We start from the raw sequence: 16,402 nt of genomic DNA, 5'->3' as shown, positions 1-16,402 counted from the left end.
CTGCGGCTTCTTTCTGTAAAGAAGGTGAATCCGTTGAAATCAGCTTATATCCATATCCCATTTTGTGAGCATATTTGCCACTACTGCGATTTCAATAAATATTTTATTCAAAGTCAGCCAGTCGACGAGTATTTAAACGCACTCGAACAGGAAATGATAAATACAATAGCAAAAACCGGGCAGCCTGATCTCAAAACAATCTTTATCGGAGGAGGCACGCCGACCTCCCTGTCTGAGGAACAGCTTAAAAAGCTGATGGATATGATCAACCGCGTGCTAAAGCCCTCAAGCGACTTATCGGAATTTGCGGTTGAAGCGAATCCGGACGATTTGTCCGCAGAGAAATTAAAAATATTAAAAGAAGCAGGCGTAAATCGCCTTAGCTTTGGTGTGCAAACGTTCGAAGACGATCTGTTAGAAAAAATCGGCCGAGTGCACAAGCAAAAAGATGTATTCACCTCTTTTGAAAGAGCGCGGGAAATCGGTTTTGAGAATATCAGTCTTGATCTCATGTTCGGGCTTCCGGGGCAAACCCTCAAGCATCTGGAACATTCCATAAACACTGCTTTATCATTGGACGCTGAGCATTATTCCGTTTACTCCCTTATTGTAGAACCGAAAACGGTATTTTATAATTTGATGCAAAAAGGGCGGCTTCATCTTCCGCCGCAGGAGCAGGAAGCTGAAATGTATGAAATAGTGATGAGCAAGATGGAAGCTCACGGCATTCATCAATATGAAATCAGCAACTTTGCTAAGGCAGGCATGGAATCTAAGCACAATCTAACGTATTGGAGCAACGAACAATATTTCGGTTTCGGAGCTGGCGCTCACGGATATATTGGCGGCACACGAACAGTGAACGTCGGACCTGTTAAGCATTACATTGACCTGATAGCTGAAAAGGGTTTTCCGTACAGAGATACACATGAAGTGACAACAGAAGAACAGATTGAGGAAGAAATGTTTTTAGGTTTGAGAAAAACAGCCGGTGTCAGCAAAAAACGATTCGCAGAAAAATACGGCCGTTCCCTGGATGGACTTTTCCCAAGCGTGTTAAAAGACCTCGCTGAAAAAGGGCTGATTCACAATTCGGAGTCTGCCGTTTATTTGACTCATCAAGGGAAATTATTAGGCAATGAAGTTTTTGGCGCTTTTTTGGGTGAGTTATAATTGACATTTTTCTTGTGGTTTGATACTTTTGTTATAGAATTAGCACTCGCTTATTGAGAGTGCTAACAGAGGTGATGATGATGTTAACAAATCGTCAGCTGCTGATCCTTCAGGTTATAATCAACGATTTTATTAAATCGGCACAGCCGGTGGGATCAAGAACTCTTTCGAAAAAAGATGAAATCACATTTAGCTCTGCAACAATAAGAAACGAGATGGCTGACTTGGAGGAATTGGGCTTTATTGAAAAAACCCATTCATCCTCAGGACGTGTTCCGTCAGAAAAAGGGTATCGGTACTATGTTGACCATTTGCTGTCACCCGTCAAATTGACGAAAAGCGACCTGGACCAAATCCACTCGATCTTCAAAGAGAAAATTTTCGAGCTGGAGAAGACAGTTCAAAAATCAGCGCAAATTTTGTCCGATCTGACGAATTACACATCCATCGTACTCGGGCCGAAGTTGAGTGAGAATTACCTTAAACAGATTCAAATCATTCCGATTCAGCCTGATATGGCGGTAGCGATTCTCGTTACCAATACGGGGCATGTGGAAAACAAAACGATTAACTTTCCGACCAAAATGGATCTGTCTGATATTGAAAAACTGGTAAATATACTGAACGACCGTTTAAGCGGCGTTCCAATGGATGAACTGAATGAGCGCATATTTAAAGAAGTTGTCATGTACCTAAGACAGCACATTAAAAACTATGACAATATACTCGACGCGCTTCGTTCAACCTTTCATTCCACAAATCACGTTGAAAAGTTGTTTTTTGGCGGGAAAATCAATATGCTGAACCAGCCTGAGTTCCATGATATCACCCGAGTTCGGTCGCTGCTTTCATTAATTGAGAAAGAACAGGATGTTTTAAAGCTGGTTCAATCCCCGCACACGGGAATTTCGATTAAAATCGGAAAAGAAAACGACTATGAAGAGATGGAAAATTGCAGTCTGATTACGGCTTCTTATTCCGTAGACCAGAAGCAGATCGGCTCAATTGCGATTATCGGCCCGACCCGCATGAATTATTCCAGGGTTGTCAGCCTGCTTCAGCATGTGACTTCGGACTTGTCAAAAGCATTAACAAGTCTGTATGATGAATAAGGGAATTTTGGCAAATTTTATCGAAGGGCAGCACCTGTCCTTCTCCTTACACTTTGAGGGAGGTGAACACAATGTCAGAAGAAAAACAAACCGTTGAACAAAACGAAACAGAAGAGCAAGAAATCATTGAAGAACAAGCTGCCGCTGATGAACAGCAGGAAGAAACAAATGAAAGCGAACTTCTTCAAAACCAAATTAACGAATTGCAAGGTTTGCTTGAGGAAAAAGAAAACAAACTTTTGCGTGTTCAAGCAGACTTTGAAAACTATAAACGACGCAGCCGTTTAGAGATGGAAGCGTCCCAAAAATACCGTTCTCAAAATATCGTGACTGATTTGCTGCCGGCTCTTGACAGTTTTGAACGAGCGCTTCAGGTTGAAGCCGACAATGAACAGACGAAAAGTTTGCTCCAGGGAATGGAAATGGTCCACCGTCAGCTCGTAGAAGCCTTGAAAAAAGAAGGCGTCGAAGCCATCGAAGCTGTAGGGCAGGAATTTGATCCTAATCTGCACCAAGCTGTTATGCAGGCTGAAGACGAAAACTACGGCTCCAACATTGTTGTTGAGGAAATGCAAAAAGGCTATAAGCTGAAGGATCGCGTCATTCGCCCTTCCATGGTCAAAGTGAATCAATAATTACATAGCAGGAGGTTATTCAAGTGAGTAAAGTTATCGGAATCGACTTAGGAACAACAAACTCATGTGTGGCAGTGCTTGAAGGCGGCGAGCCTAAAGTTATTGCTAACGCTGAAGGAAACCGCACAACGCCATCAGTTGTTGCATTTAAAAACGGCGAACGTCAAGTAGGGGAAGTGGCTAAACGCCAATCTATTACAAACCCTAACACAATTATGTCTATCAAACGTCATATGGGTACTGATTATAAAGTTGAAATTGAAGGAAAGGATTACACTCCACAAGAAGTGTCTGCTATCATCCTTCAACACCTTAAATCATACGCTGAAAGCTATCTTGGCGAAACAGTATCAAAAGCAGTTATCACAGTTCCTGCATACTTTAACGATGCTGAGCGTCAAGCAACAAAAGACGCTGGTAAAATTGCAGGTCTTGAAGTAGAACGTATCATCAACGAGCCGACTGCAGCAGCGCTTGCATACGGACTTGATAAAACAGATGAAGATCAAACGATCCTAGTATACGACCTTGGCGGCGGTACATTCGACGTTTCCATCCTTGAGCTTGGCGACGGTGTATTCGAAGTTCGTTCAACTGCCGGCGACAACCGTCTGGGTGGGGACGATTTTGACCAAGTTATCATCGATCATCTGGTGTCTGAATTCAAAAAAGAAAACGGCATTGATTTGTCAAAAGACAAAATGGCGCTTCAGCGTTTGAAAGACGCAGCTGAAAAAGCGAAAAAAGATCTTTCCGGCGTATCTTCTACGCAAATTTCTTTACCGTTTATCACAGCTGGAGAAGCAGGACCGCTTCACCTTGAACTTACATTAACTCGCGCTAAATTCGAAGAGCTTTCTTCTCATTTAGTAGAGCGCACAATGGGTCCTGTCCGTCAAGCGCTTCAAGATGCAGGACTTTCTGCAAGCGAAATCGACAAAGTCATCCTTGTCGGCGGATCAACTCGTATCCCTGCCGTACAAGAAGCAATCAAAAAAGAAACTGGAAAAGAAGCGCATAAAGGCGTAAACCCGGATGAAGTTGTAGCGCTTGGTGCTGCGATTCAGGGCGGCGTTATCACAGGTGACGTAAAAGATGTTGTTCTTCTTGACGTTACACCGCTTTCTCTCGGTATCGAAACAATGGGCGGTGTGTTTACAAAACTGATCGACCGCAACACGACGATCCCAACAAGCAAATCTCAAGTGTTCTCAACTGCTGCTGATAACCAAACAGCTGTTGATATCCATGTTCTTCAAGGTGAGCGCCCAATGTCTGCCGACAACAAAACACTCGGCCGCTTCCAGCTTACTGATATCCCGCCAGCACCGCGCGGCGTGCCTCAAATCGAAGTTTCTTTCGATATTGACAAAAACGGTATCGTAAACGTAAGAGCAAAAGACTTAGGCACAGGAAAAGAACAAAACATTACAATCAAATCTTCTTCAGGTCTCTCAGATGAAGAGATCGAACGCATGGTAAAAGAAGCGGAAGAAAATGCTGACGCTGATGCGAAGAAAAAAGAAGAAATCGAAGTCCGCAACGAAGCAGATCAGCTTGTTTTCCAAACTGAGAAAACATTAAAAGATCTTGAAGGCAAAGTGGACGAAGAACAAGTGAAAAAAGCCAACGATGCCAAAGACGCTTTAAAAGCAGCGATTGAGAAAAACGAATTTGAAGAGATCAAAGCGAAAAAAGATGAGCTTCAAACAATCGTTCAAGAGCTTTCTATGAAGCTTTATGAAGAAGCTGCTAAAGCACAGCAAGCTCAAGGCGGAGCAAACGCTGAAGGCAAAGCGGATGACAACGTTGTCGACGCTGAATACGAAGAAGTAAACGACGACCAAAACAAAAAATAAGTTCTTTTTAGTGTCAGCCCCGCTTCCGGAGCTGACCGAAAAGAACACATTTCATAATCTGATTCAATGATTAGAAAGTCAAAGTCAGGCATCTCTTGGCTTTGACTTTTTTTCTTGCCCGGGATAAAAGGAATTGAAAAATCATAATTCAAAATGATACAATCTAATTTATGTGAGAAATTCGGGAGAGTGAAGCGAGATGAGTAAGCGTGATTACTATGAAGTGCTGGGAGTAAGTAAGAGCGCTTCAAAGGATGAAATTAAAAAAGCTTATCGGAAGCTGTCAAAAAAATATCATCCTGATATTAACAAAGAAGCCGGATCAGATGAAAAATTTAAAGAGGTAAAAGAAGCATACGAAACGCTGTCAGATGACCAAAAACGTGCGCATTACGATCAATTTGGTCACACTGACCCTAACCAAGGCTTCGGCGGCGGAGGTTTTGGCGGCGGCGATTTCGGCGGTTTTGGTTTCGATGATATTTTCTCAAGTATATTCGGCGGAGGCACAAGACGAAGAGATCCAAACGCTCCGCGCCAGGGTGCTGATTTACAGTATACGATGACCCTGTCGTTTGAGGATGCGGCTTTCGGTAAAGAAACAACCATCGAAATTCCCCGCGAGGAAACGTGCGAAACATGTAAAGGCTCAGGTGCGAAACCTGGAACAAATCCAGAAACATGCTCCCACTGCGGAGGCTCCGGCCAGTTAAACGTGGAGCAAAATACACCGTTTGGAAAAGTCGTTAACAGACGGGTCTGCCACCACTGTGAAGGTACAGGCAAAATCATTAAAAACAAATGTGCGGACTGCGGCGGCAAAGGAAAAATCAAAAAACGCAAGAAAATCAATGTGACAATTCCAGCCGGTGTAGATGACGGGCAGCAGCTTCGTCTCTCGGGACAGGGTGAACCAGGAATAAACGGCGGCCCTGCCGGGGATTTATTTGTCGTGTTCCATGTACGCGCACACGAGTTCTTCGAGCGTGACGGCGATGATATTTACTGTGAAATGCCGTTAACGTTTGCTCAGGCTGCTCTTGGAGATGAGGTAGAAGTGCCGACGCTGCATGGAAAAGTGAAATTGAAAATTCCGGCCGGTACACAAACAGGAACGAAATTCAGATTAAGAGGCAAAGGCGTTCAAAATGTCAGAGGCTATGGACAGGGTGACCAGCATATCGTCGTCCGCGTCGTTACGCCGACAAATCTGACTGATAAACAAAAAGACATTATCCGCGAATTTGCCGAAGTCAGCGGAAACCTGCCTGACGAACAGGAAATGAGTTTCTTTGACAAGGTAAAACGCGCGTTTAAAGGCGATTAATTATTGGATGAGGAGTTGGTAGTTTTGAAATGGTCCGAATTAAGCATTCACACAACACATGAAGCGGTCGAACCTATCTCAAATATATTGCATGAAGCTGGTGCAAGTGGGGTTGTGATAGAGGACCCGCTTGATTTAATTAAAGAACGTGAGAATGTGTACGGGGAAATCTACCAGCTCGACCCCAATGATTACCCAGATGAGGGTGTCATTGTCAAAGCATATCTGCCGGTTAACAGTTTTCTGGGCGAAACTGTAGACGGCATCAAAGAAACGATTAATAATCTCCTTCTTTACAATATTGATTTGGGCAGAAACCACATCACTATTTCTGAAGTAAATGAAGAAGAGTGGGCGACTGCCTGGAAAAAGTATTATCATCCTGTGAAAATTTCTGAAAAGTTTACAATTGTGCCGACGTGGGAGGAATATACGCCGGTCCATACTGATGAACTGATTATTGAAATGGACCCGGGAATGGCTTTCGGCACAGGGACACATCCGACAACCGTACTCTGCATTCAGGCGCTTGAACGCTTTGTGCAAAAGGGTGATAAGGTGATTGATGTCGGCACTGGTTCGGGAATTTTAAGTATTGCGGCTGCAATGCTTGAGGCTGAATCGGTTCATGCCTACGATCTTGATCCCGTGGCTGTAGAAAGTGCACGCCTCAATCTCAAGCTGAACAAAGTCAGCGATATTGCTCAAGTGAAGCAAAACAATTTGTTAGACGGGATTGAAGGGGAACATGATGTGATTGTGGCCAACATTTTGGCTGAAGTCATTCTTCGCTTTACTTCACAAGCGTACAGCCTGTTAAAAGAAGGCGGTCACTTTATTACGTCAGGAATCATCGGTCATAAAAAACAAGAAGTAAAAGAAGCACTGGAACAAGCTGGCTTTACCATTGTAGAAATCCTTTCAATGGAAGATTGGGTCAGCATTATTGCGAAAAAATAACAGTTAGTAGGTGTCACAGCGTATGCAACGATATTTTATCGAGCTCACGAAGCAGCAAATAGAGGAAGCGCCGACTTTTTCGATTACCGGCGAAGAAGTTCATCATATTGTGAACGTGATGAGAATGAATGAGGGAGATCAGATTATCTGCTGCTCTCAAGACGGCTTCGAGGCAAAATGTGAACTTCAATCTGTTTCCAAAGATAAAGTGTCCTGCCTTGTGATAGAATGGACGAATGAAAACAGAGAGCTTCCGATAAAGGTCTATATTGCGAGCGGCCTTCCGAAAGGAGATAAGCTTGAATGGATTATCCAAAAGGGGACTGAGCTCGGAGCTCATGCCTTTATTCCTTTCCAAGCCGCGCGTTCTGTTGTCAAGCTGGATGACAAAAAGGCAAAGAAAAAGCGGGAAAGATGGACGAAAATTGCGAAGGAAGCGGCTGAGCAATCGTACCGTAACGAAGTGCCGCGAGTGATGGATGTCCATTCTTTTCAGCAGCTTCTTCAAAGGATGCAGGATTTCGATAAATGTGTCGTTGCATACGAGGAGTCATCGAAGCAAGGGGAAATAAGCGCATTCAGCGCGATTGTAAGCAGCCTTCCGAAAGGATCATCTCTATTGATCGTATTTGGTCCCGAAGGCGGTTTAACAGAAGCGGAGGTTGAACGGCTCACAGAGCAAGACGGTGTGACGTGCGGCCTTGGACCGAGAATTTTAAGGACAGAAACCGCTCCGCTATACGCGTTGAGTGCGATTTCTTATCAAACAGAGTTATTAAGAGGTGATCAGTAATGGCAACTGTTGCTTTCCATACGCTTGGCTGTAAAGTCAACCATTATGAAACAGAAGCAATCTGGCAGCTTTTCAAAGAAGCGGGCTATGAAAGAAGAGACTTTGAACAAACAGCTGATGTATATGTCATTAATACATGTACGGTTACAAATACGGGAGATAAAAAAAGCCGCCAAGTGATCAGACGCGCCATTCGTCAAAATCCTGACGGTGTCATCTGTGTCACAGGCTGCTACGCGCAAACCTCACCTGCTGAGATTATGGCGATCCCCGGTGTCGACATTGTAGTCGGAACACAGGACCGTGAAAAAATGCTTGGCTACATTGACCAATACCGAGAAGAACGCCAGCCGATTAATGGCGTCAGCAACATCATGAAAGCAAGAGTATATGAAGAGCTTGATGTGCCTGCTTTCACGGACCGCACAAGAGCGTCATTGAAAATACAGGAGGGCTGCAATAATTTCTGCACATTCTGTATCATTCCGTGGGCGAGAGGCCTGCTCCGCTCCCGCGACCCTGAAGAAGTCATTAAACAAGCGCAGCAGCTTGTCGATGCCGGATATAAGGAAATTGTTCTTACGGGTATTCATACAGGCGGCTACGGCGAAGATATGAAAGATTACAACTTCGCGAAGCTTTTGAGCGAATTAGACACCCGTGTGGAAGGCGTGAAACGGATCAGAATTTCTTCAATCGAAGCCAGCCAAATCACTGACGAAGTGATCGAGGTCTTAGACCGCTCAGATAAGATAGTGAATCATTTGCATATTCCTATCCAATCCGGATCAAACACAGTGCTTAAACGGATGAGACGCAAATATACAATGGAATTCTTTGCAGACCGTTTAAATAAATTGAAAAAAGCACTGCCAGGCTTAGCTGTTACTTCTGATGTCATCGTCGGGTTCCCTGGAGAAACAGAAGAAGAATTTATGGAAACCTATAACTTTATTAAAGAACATAAATTCTCTGAGCTGCATGTTTTCCCTTACAGTAAGCGTACAGGAACACCAGCTGCACGAATGGAAGACCAAGTGGATGAAAACGTGAAAAACGAACGTGTGCACCGCCTGATTGCTCTTTCTGACCAGCTTGCAAAAGAATACGCTTCTCAGTATGAAAATGAAGTGCTTGAGATTATCCCTGAGGAAGCGTTTAAGGAAACAGAAGAAGAAAATATGTTTGTCGGTTACACAGACAATTATATGAAGGTTGTTTTCAAAGGTACGGAAGATATGATCGGCAAAATCGTAAAAGTCAAAATCCTAAAAGCAGGTTATCCTTACAACGAAGGACAGTTTGTCCGTGTGGTTGAGGATGAAATAACTGAACACATGCGTTTGTCTTCTTAACCTAAAAAATCGGTGCATTAAAATGTACCGATTTTTTTATTTAGCCGGGATAAGAAGGTGAATCAATCGGTAAAACAAGTTTGTAAGCGGAAGAAATAAAAGAGCTGTCACCACATTAAATAAAAGGCTGAAATGCGCGATCTTTTGTGCGGGATCAGGTGATAACTGCTCTACAAAGCCGGTCGCTGCGGTCAGAAAAGGCAATACTAGAGCCACCCCTAGCACGTTAAATACCACATGGGCATATGCTGTCTGTTTCGCCGCATATCCGCCGGATACAGCAGCCATGACAGCTGTAATGCATGTCCCGATATTTGATCCGAGTACGACGCTCATCGCCTGTGTCAGTCCGATAATCCCTTCATTCATAAAACTCATCAAAATGCCGATACAGACAGAACTGGAGTGAATGATGGCAGTTAACACCATGCCGATGAGCAAAGCGGACCAGTTTGAATCGTTAACATGGTATAGAACGTCGGCGCCCGTTTTCAGCTTTGTCAGCGGCCCGGCAAGATGGCTGAATCCGCTGATGCAAAAGAAGATGATGCCCAGTCCAAGGAAGCTTGTTCCCAGCTGTTTCAAAGGATACCTGCCAGTCAGAAAAAACAATAAACCTCCTATTAAAAGAACCCAAATCACAATATCCATTTTGATAGCAATAAATTCAGTTGTAAAAGTAGAGCCAACATTTGTCCCCAGAATCATCGGGATCGTCCGCTTAAAAGAAAGAACGCCCGCACTTACAAAGCCGATGACAATGACCATAAAGGCTGAGCTGCTCTGAAGTATCCCCGTAAATACAATACTGATAAGAAACGCTTTTAACGGATGGTCTGTAAATAAAAGCAAACGTTCTTCAATTTTTGAGTACGCCATTGAAATTAAGCCCTTTCGAAGCATGTTCATGCCTGCGAGAAAGAATAATATAAGAGCAGTAAAGCTAATCAGAATTAACATCCTATTCACCAACCCCTTTCTTTCATTATATAGACAGGCAGTCGCACTCATGACGGAAAAGTGAACTCACTTAGTTGACCTGACTGATGGCTTATATTATAATGTCAAAGTACATGTTTATATGTGTAACTTAAAGGTAGTCGATTGGTGTATTCGGAGGGAGGGAAAGAGAATGTCAAAAACGGTCGTTAGAAAAAACGAATCGCTTGAAGATGCTCTTCGTCGCTTCAAACGCAGTGTATCAAAGACAGGTACTTTGCAAGAAGCAAGAAAGCGTGAATTTTATGAAAAACCTAGCGTAAAGCGCAAGAAAAAGTCTGAAGCTGCTAGAAAACGCAAATTCTAAAAGAGGGTGGATTTATGAGTCTTCTTGAGCGTCTCAACCAGGATATGAAGCTGTATATGAAAAACCGTGAGAAAGACAAACTGACTGTCGTTCGAATGGTTAAGGCTTCACTTCAAAATGAAGCAATTAAGCTTAAGAAAGACAGTTTGACCGAGGATGAGGAACTCACTGTCCTTTCTCGTGAACTTAAGCAACGTAAAGACTCCCTCCAGGAATTTTCAAACGCTAATCGTTTAGATTTAGTAGATAAAGTTCAAAAAGAGCTGGACATTTTAGAAGTTTATTTACCTGAGCAGCTGTCAGAAGAAGAGCTGCGTACAATCGTAAATGAAACCATCGCGGAGGTCGGTGCGAGCTCAAAAGCGGACATGGGCAAAGTGATGGGGGCAATTATGCCTAAAGTAAAAGGTAAAGCTGACGGAAGTTTAATTAATAAGCTTGTGAGCAGTCAACTGTCTTAAATGGCAAAGAAAAGGACATCTTTCTAAGAGAGATGTCTTTTTTTATACATAAAAAAATGAAACCTTTGATACATTTGTTACGTATGAAGAGAAGGCACTTATTATAAAAGGAAGGAGGGATACACCGCCCTTGCTTCAAATCAAAGGATTCCGTGCTGCTCTTTTGGGTATATTTTTACTTTCTTTATTAGGCGTACAGCTGAACGCAAAAGCAGAAAAACAAACTGTTTATGTGATCCCGGTTGAAAAAAATGTCGAACAGGGTCTCGCCTCGTTTTTGTCCCGTTCGTTACAAGACGCAAAGGATGCACATGCAGACCATATTATTCTTGATATCAATACCCCGGGGGGATTGGTCAAATCTGCTATTGATATGGCCGATTTGATAACCGAAAGCGAGATCCCCGTAACTGCATATGTCAACAAACGCGCGTTGTCTGCTGGTGCATATATTGCACTTCAAGCAGATCACATTTATATGGCGCCTGGCGGAAAAATGGGAGCCGCCGCGATTGTTGATGGCCAAGGCAATGCCGCTGACCAAAAAGCTCAATCACTTTGGCTGGCAGAGATGGAAGATGCCGCAGTGAAAAATAACCGCGATCCAAAATATGCGCTCGCAATGGCTGACCCAGATATAGATGCCAAGGAAGTTGGCGCGCCTAAGGGAGATCTGCTGACACTTAACGCAGACAAGGCGATTGAGGTAGGCTATTCAGAAGGCACTGCTGACAATTTGTCCACGCTCGTAAAGAAGCTTGGGTTCGAAAAGGCGCAGATCAGCTATGCAAAGGAGAGCTTTGCGGAAAAGACGGCAAGATGGCTGACGAATCCGGTCATTGTCCCTATTCTGCTGACAATCGCTTTTTTAGGTCTGACGGTAGAGCTTTTTTCCCCGGGTGTCGGCCTCCCTGGAACGGCTGGACTCATTGCGTTATTGCTGTTCTTTTACGGGCATCTTGCAGCCGGCCTTGCCGGGTATGAGACGGTTCTCCTCTTTATAGCAGGGGTGATTCTCATTCTGCTTGAGATTTTTCTTCCCGGAGGAATCATTGGATTACTGGGCTTGGGAGCGATTATTGCGAGCCTGTTTTTAGCCGCGGGGAGCTTCACTGTCATGGCGGTTTCTCTCTTGATCGCCTCAGCTGTTTCGATTACAGCTTTTATTTTACTGACAAGGGTGTTGGGAAAGCGTATGAAATTCTTTAAGAAATTGATATTAAATGATTCTACAAACACGGAGAGCGGCTACGTTTCAAATCAAACGCGCACGGACTTAATGGGAAAAGTGGGTATAACCTTTACACCGCTGCGTCCTTCCGGTACCGTGATTATTGATGATGAACGCCTTGACGTTGTATCGGAGGGATCGTTTACAGAAAAAGATAAAAAAGTAAAAGTGATAAAAGTAGAAGGCTCACGCATTGTCGTGAGAGAAATTTAAATAGAAACGAGGAGAAGTTATATGGATCCGTCAACACTTATGATTCTGGCAATTGTCGCAGTAGCGATCATTGTTTTGGCAGTATTTTTTACATTTGTGCCTGTAATGCTTTGGATTTCAGCTTTGGCAGCCGGAGTGAAAATCAGCATTTTCACTCTAGTTGGGATGAGGCTTCGCCGCGTCATTCCGAATCGGGTTGTTAACCCGTTGATTAAAGCGCATAAAGCGGGACTTAATGTTGGAACAAACCAGCTTGAAAGCCACTATCTGGCTGGAGGTAATGTTGACAGAGTCGTCAACGCGCTTATCGCCGCTCAGCGAGCTAACATTGAACTCACATTCGAGCGCTGTGCTGCCATTGATCTTGCAGGCCGGGACGTGTTGGAAGCTGTTCAAATGAGCGTTAATCCTAAGGTGATTGAAACACCGTTCATTGCCGGCGTCGCAATGGACGGGATTGAAGTGAAAGCGAAAGCGAGAATCACAGTAAGAGCGAATATCGAGCGCCTCGTCGGGGGAGCAGGGGAAGAAACCATTGTAGCTCGTGTAGGTGAGGGAATCGTTTCTACAATCGGTTCATCTGATAATCATAAAAAAGTGCTTGAAAACCCTGACATGATTTCTCAGACAGTCCTTGGAAAAGGATTGGACTCAGGAACTGCGTTTGAAATTCTCTCAATTGATATTGCAGATGTAGATATCGGCAAAAACATCGGGGCAATTTTACAAACCGATCAGGCCGAGGCTGATAAAAACATCGCGCAGGCAAAAGCGGAAGAACGACGTGCGATGGCTGTCGCTCAAGAACAGGAAATGCGTGCCCGCGTAGAAGAAATGCGCGCGAAAGTAGTAGAAGCCGAGGCGGAAGTGCCGCTTGCGATGGCAGAAGCTTTGCGTGAAGGGAATATTGGCGTCATGGATTACATGAATATCAAGAACATCGATGCTGACACAGAAATGCGTGATTCATTCGGCAAGCTGACGAAAGACCCTTCGGATGAAGACCGCAAATCATAATCTCTCTAAGAAGGGAGAACGCTGATGGAAGATTTACTGACCAATCCGCTTATTATTGCAGCGATCATCGGAATCATTTCTGCGATTTTCGGCAAAAAGAGCAAAGAAGAAAAGCAAAACAGCCAAAAAAGAAAAAAACCTCAACACGTGCAATCTGCTTCTCCTCAAAAGAAGCAGTCAAAAGAAGATGCCCCTGCACCTATCCCTAACCGTATGGAACAGGCAAGACGGGAAGCGGAAGAAAGACGCAGGGAAACAGCAAGAAACCTGAAAGGGCTGGAACGAGATCTTGCTGCTGCCAAACAAAAAACAGTATACACAAAACAAAAAATGCTTCAGGTGAATAAAGACACCGTCGTACAGGGGATCGTTCTAGGAGAGGTGTTCGGACCTCCACGGGCGAAAAAACCTCACCGTACGATGCGCCCGGCCCGTAAAAATTAAAGTGTTAGAACCTCCTTTCAAATCATACATATGAGATGAAAGGGGGTTCTTTTTGTATGGGGCAAAGAAAGAATCGTATGAAAGCTTGGCTGACAAGAGCATTGGAAATTCCCCCGGACGTTATGATGGATCTGCCGAGGATTACAATGGTTGGCAGACTTCATATCTACATAGAAAACCACAGAGGCCTTTTGCTTTTCAGTGAGAATGAAGTGCGGCTGATGCTGAAGCAGGGCCAGTGCATCATATCTGGTAAAAATTTTGTCATCAAGGCGATTCTTCCGGAAGAGATACTTTTGGAGGGTACGATTGATGTCGTTCGATATGTTGAGTCATAAAGCCGAGGGGGAAATGTTGTGAAAAATAAATGGCTGTCTTTTTTTTCGGGTAAGGTCCAGCTTGAATTGACGGGAAGAGGGATTGAGCGGCTCCTTAATGAATGCACAAGACAGGGGATTCCGGTCTTTCATGTCAAAAAAAAGAAAGAAGCCGTATCGTTATATATACAGCTTCAGGATGTACATGCCTTTCGGCGGGTAAGAAGTAAATTTAAATGTAAAGCCCGATTTATCAATCGGAAGGGATTTCCCTTCCTGTTGCTGAAATCAAAGCTGAATATAGGGTTTACGATCGGTTTTGCGATTTTTTTCATTCTTTTGTTTTTGCTGTCCAATATGGTGTGGAAAATTGATGTGACAGGCGCTAAGCCTGAAACAGAACATCAAATGAGGCAGCATCTTAATGAAATCGGCGTCAAAAAGGGCCGTCTGCAGTTTTTAATGATGTCGCCCGAAAAAATACAGAAATCATTAACCAATGGAATAGACAATATCACTTGGGTCGGAGTTGATCTGAAGGGGACGACCATTCATATGAAAGTTGTGGAGAAAAATGAGCCCGAAAAAGAAAAATATGTTAGCCCGCGCAATATTGTCGCCAAAAAGAAAGCAACCATTACGAGAATGTTTGTGCAAAAAGGACAGCCCATGGCCGCCATACACGATCATGTTGAAAAGGGACAGCTGCTTGTTTCGGGACTGATCGGCAGCGAAGACCATCAGCAGGAAGTCGCCTCAAAAGCAGAAATTTATGGAGAAACCTGGTATAGATCAGAAGTGACAGTCCCGCTTGAAACATTATTTAACGTCTATACGGGCAAAGTAAGGACAAAGCACAAGCTTTCTTTTGGTTCTTTGGCAATCCCGATCTGGGGGATGACGTTTAAAAAAGAGGAATTGAAGCATCCAAAAACAGAACAAGAAAAGCATTCGCTTCATTTTCTCGGATTTAAGCTCCCTGTATCCTATGTCAAAGAGCAAACGAGAGAAAGTGAAGAGGCTTTGCGAAAATATACAAAAGAAGAAGCAGTTCAAGAAGGCATTAAATTGGGTAAACAGGATGTAGAGGATAAAATAGGCGAAAACGGCGAGGTGAAAAGTGAAAAAGTTTTGCACCAGACTGTTGAGAATGGTAAAGTAAAGTTGATTATTCTCTACCAAGTTATAGAAGATATCGTTCAAACCACACCTATTGTCAGGGAGACTGAAGAATGACAGAACATTTACTTGCGATGAATCAAAAACTGAAAAACCCGGACGAGGCGCTTTCACTCTTCGGGAACCAAGATTCTTTTTTGAAATTGATGGAGAAAGATCTGAATTTAAATATCATTACGCGCGGCGAGACGATTTATGTTTCAGGCGATGATGAATCGTTTCAGATTGCAGACAGGCTGCTGGGATCGCTCCTCGCTTTAATTCGCAAGGGGATAGAGATCTCTGAACGTGATGTGATTTACGCCATCAAAATGGCAAAGAAGAATGAACTTGAATACTTTGAAAGCATGTATGAAGAAGAAATTACAAAAAACGCAAAAGGCAAATCAATCCGTGTAAAAACAATGGGACAGCGGGAATACGTGGCCGCTATGAAGCGGAATGACCTTGTATTCGGCATTGGTCCGGCGGGAACCGGGAAAACGTACCTGGCTGTCGTAAAAGCAGTCCATGCTTTAAAAAACGGACATATCAAAAAAATCATTTTAACAAGACCTGCCGTGGAAGCCGGTGAAAGCCTTGGTTTTCTCCCAGGTGACCTAAAAGAAAAAGTAGATCCTTATTTGCGCCCGCTGTATGACGCTCTCCATGATGTGCTTGGGGCAGATCATACAGAACGTCTGATGGAAAGAGGCATCATTGAAATTGCTCCGCTCGCATATATGAGGGGACGGACGCTCGATGATGCTTATGTTATACTTGATGAAGCACAGAATACCACGCCTGCTCAAATGAAAATGTTTTTGACGAGACTGGGTTTTGGCTCTAAAATGATCATTACAGGTGACGTTAGCCAAATTGATCTGCCGAAAGGCGTCAAATCGGGACTTGCAGTAGCGAAGGAGATGCTGAAAGGAATAGACGGCATTTCTATGATTGAGCTAGACCAGACAGACGTGGTCAGACATCCGCTTGTTGCGAAAATTATTGAAGCATACGATAAGCAAAATTAATGCTGAA

At 43.7% G+C, this 16,402-nt stretch carries 17 protein-coding genes; 16 read left to right on the top strand and 1 reads right to left on the bottom strand.

Going from position 1 to position 16,402, the window contains the following annotated elements:
• The first annotated feature begins 33 nt into the window (after positions 1-33).
• The 8 genes from hemW (at position 34) to mtaB (ending at position 9,214) form a co-directional block, all read left to right on the top strand.
• Complete coding sequence (hemW, locus tag NST22_RS12935; RefSeq protein ID WP_004398764.1) at positions 34-1,173, top strand: radical SAM family heme chaperone HemW; 1,140 nt, start codon at positions 34-36, stop codon at positions 1,171-1,173.
• An 80-nt stretch (positions 1,174-1,253) separates the two neighbouring features.
• A complete protein-coding gene (gene hrcA / locus NST22_RS12930; protein ID WP_003246126.1) occupies positions 1,254-2,285 on the top strand; it encodes a heat-inducible transcriptional repressor HrcA in 1,032 nt (343 codons plus the stop codon).
• Positions 2,286-2,356: 71 nt separating this feature from the next.
• Positions 2,357-2,920, top strand: a complete 564-nt coding sequence (gene grpE, locus NST22_RS12925; RefSeq protein WP_003230005.1) for a nucleotide exchange factor GrpE — start codon at positions 2,357-2,359, stop codon at positions 2,918-2,920.
• 23 nt (positions 2,921-2,943) lie between these two features.
• Positions 2,944-4,779: a molecular chaperone DnaK gene (gene dnaK / locus NST22_RS12920; protein ID WP_004398786.1), complete on the top strand. Its 1,836-nt coding sequence runs from the start codon at positions 2,944-2,946 to the stop codon at positions 4,777-4,779.
• A gap of 199 nt (positions 4,780-4,978) precedes the next feature.
• Positions 4,979-6,106 carry a molecular chaperone DnaJ gene (gene dnaJ / locus NST22_RS12915; RefSeq protein WP_003230010.1) on the top strand — a complete coding sequence of 376 codons (1,128 nt, stop codon included), beginning with the start codon at positions 4,979-4,981 and terminating at the stop codon, positions 6,104-6,106.
• Positions 6,107-6,130: 24 nt separating this feature from the next.
• Positions 6,131-7,066: a 50S ribosomal protein L11 methyltransferase gene (gene prmA, locus NST22_RS12910; protein ID WP_004398884.1), complete on the top strand. Its 936-nt coding sequence runs from the start codon at positions 6,131-6,133 to the stop codon at positions 7,064-7,066.
• Between the two features lie 22 nt (positions 7,067-7,088).
• Positions 7,089-7,859, top strand: coding sequence for a 16S rRNA (uracil(1498)-N(3))-methyltransferase (locus tag NST22_RS12905; RefSeq protein WP_003230015.1), 771 nt, complete (start codon positions 7,089-7,091; stop codon positions 7,857-7,859).
• The gene (mtaB, locus tag NST22_RS12900) at positions 7,859-9,214 is read left to right on the top strand and encodes a tRNA (N(6)-L-threonylcarbamoyladenosine(37)-C(2))-methylthiotransferase MtaB (protein ID WP_003230017.1); all 1,356 of its coding nucleotides are present in this window, start codon (positions 7,859-7,861) and stop codon (positions 9,212-9,214) included. The genes NST22_RS12905 and mtaB overlap by 1 nt, the downstream gene beginning before the upstream one ends.
• A 36-nt stretch (positions 9,215-9,250) precedes the next feature.
• On the opposite strand, the gene NST22_RS12895 is transcribed toward mtaB, so the two are convergent.
• Positions 9,251-10,174, bottom strand: coding sequence for a Na/Pi symporter (locus tag NST22_RS12895; protein WP_003230019.1), 924 nt, complete (start codon positions 10,172-10,174; stop codon positions 9,251-9,253).
• Between the two features lie 172 nt (positions 10,175-10,346).
• Here NST22_RS12895 and rpsU point away from each other — a divergent pair, with 172 nt between their 5' ends.
• The 8 genes from rpsU to NST22_RS12855 all read left to right on the top strand — a co-directional run bounded on the left by rpsU (position 10,347) and on the right by NST22_RS12855 (position 16,395).
• Complete coding sequence (rpsU, locus tag NST22_RS12890; protein WP_003152957.1) at positions 10,347-10,520, top strand: 30S ribosomal protein S21; 174 nt, start codon at positions 10,347-10,349, stop codon at positions 10,518-10,520.
• Between the two features lie 14 nt (positions 10,521-10,534).
• On the top strand, positions 10,535-10,981 hold the full coding sequence (locus tag NST22_RS12885) for a GatB/YqeY domain-containing protein (protein ID WP_003230022.1): 447 nt from the start codon (positions 10,535-10,537) through the stop codon (positions 10,979-10,981).
• Between the two features lie 130 nt (positions 10,982-11,111).
• A complete protein-coding gene (locus NST22_RS12880) occupies positions 11,112-12,425 on the top strand; it encodes a nodulation protein NfeD (RefSeq protein WP_003230024.1) in 1,314 nt (437 codons plus the stop codon).
• 21 nt (positions 12,426-12,446) lie between these two features.
• Positions 12,447-13,442: a flotillin-like protein FloA gene (gene floA / locus NST22_RS12875; protein ID WP_003230026.1), complete on the top strand. Its 996-nt coding sequence runs from the start codon at positions 12,447-12,449 to the stop codon at positions 13,440-13,442.
• A gap of 24 nt (positions 13,443-13,466) precedes the next feature.
• The gene (locus NST22_RS12870) at positions 13,467-13,886 is read left to right on the top strand and encodes a hypothetical protein (RefSeq protein ID WP_003230029.1); all 420 of its coding nucleotides are present in this window, start codon (positions 13,467-13,469) and stop codon (positions 13,884-13,886) included.
• Positions 13,887-13,942: 56 nt separating this feature from the next.
• Positions 13,943-14,224 (top strand): sporulation protein YqfC, encoded by a 282-nt coding sequence (yqfC, locus tag NST22_RS12865; protein ID WP_003226191.1) that lies wholly within the window; start codon positions 13,943-13,945, stop codon positions 14,222-14,224.
• 18 nt (positions 14,225-14,242) lie between these two features.
• Positions 14,243-15,439, top strand: a complete 1,197-nt coding sequence (gene yqfD, locus NST22_RS12860; protein ID WP_003230033.1) for a sporulation protein YqfD — start codon at positions 14,243-14,245, stop codon at positions 15,437-15,439.
• Complete coding sequence (locus NST22_RS12855; RefSeq protein WP_003230035.1) at positions 15,436-16,395, top strand: PhoH family protein; 960 nt, start codon at positions 15,436-15,438, stop codon at positions 16,393-16,395. The genes yqfD and NST22_RS12855 overlap by 4 nt, the downstream gene beginning before the upstream one ends.
• The last annotated feature ends 7 nt before the right edge of the window (positions 16,396-16,402 follow it).

It is taken from the genome of Bacillus sp. PS237, from assembly GCF_037963345.1.
In the GTDB taxonomy this organism is placed as follows: domain Bacteria; phylum Bacillota; class Bacilli; order Bacillales; family Bacillaceae; genus Bacillus; species Bacillus subtilis.
Note: the sequence above shows the minus strand (reverse complement) of the source record. Positions and strands in the feature narration are given on the sequence as shown.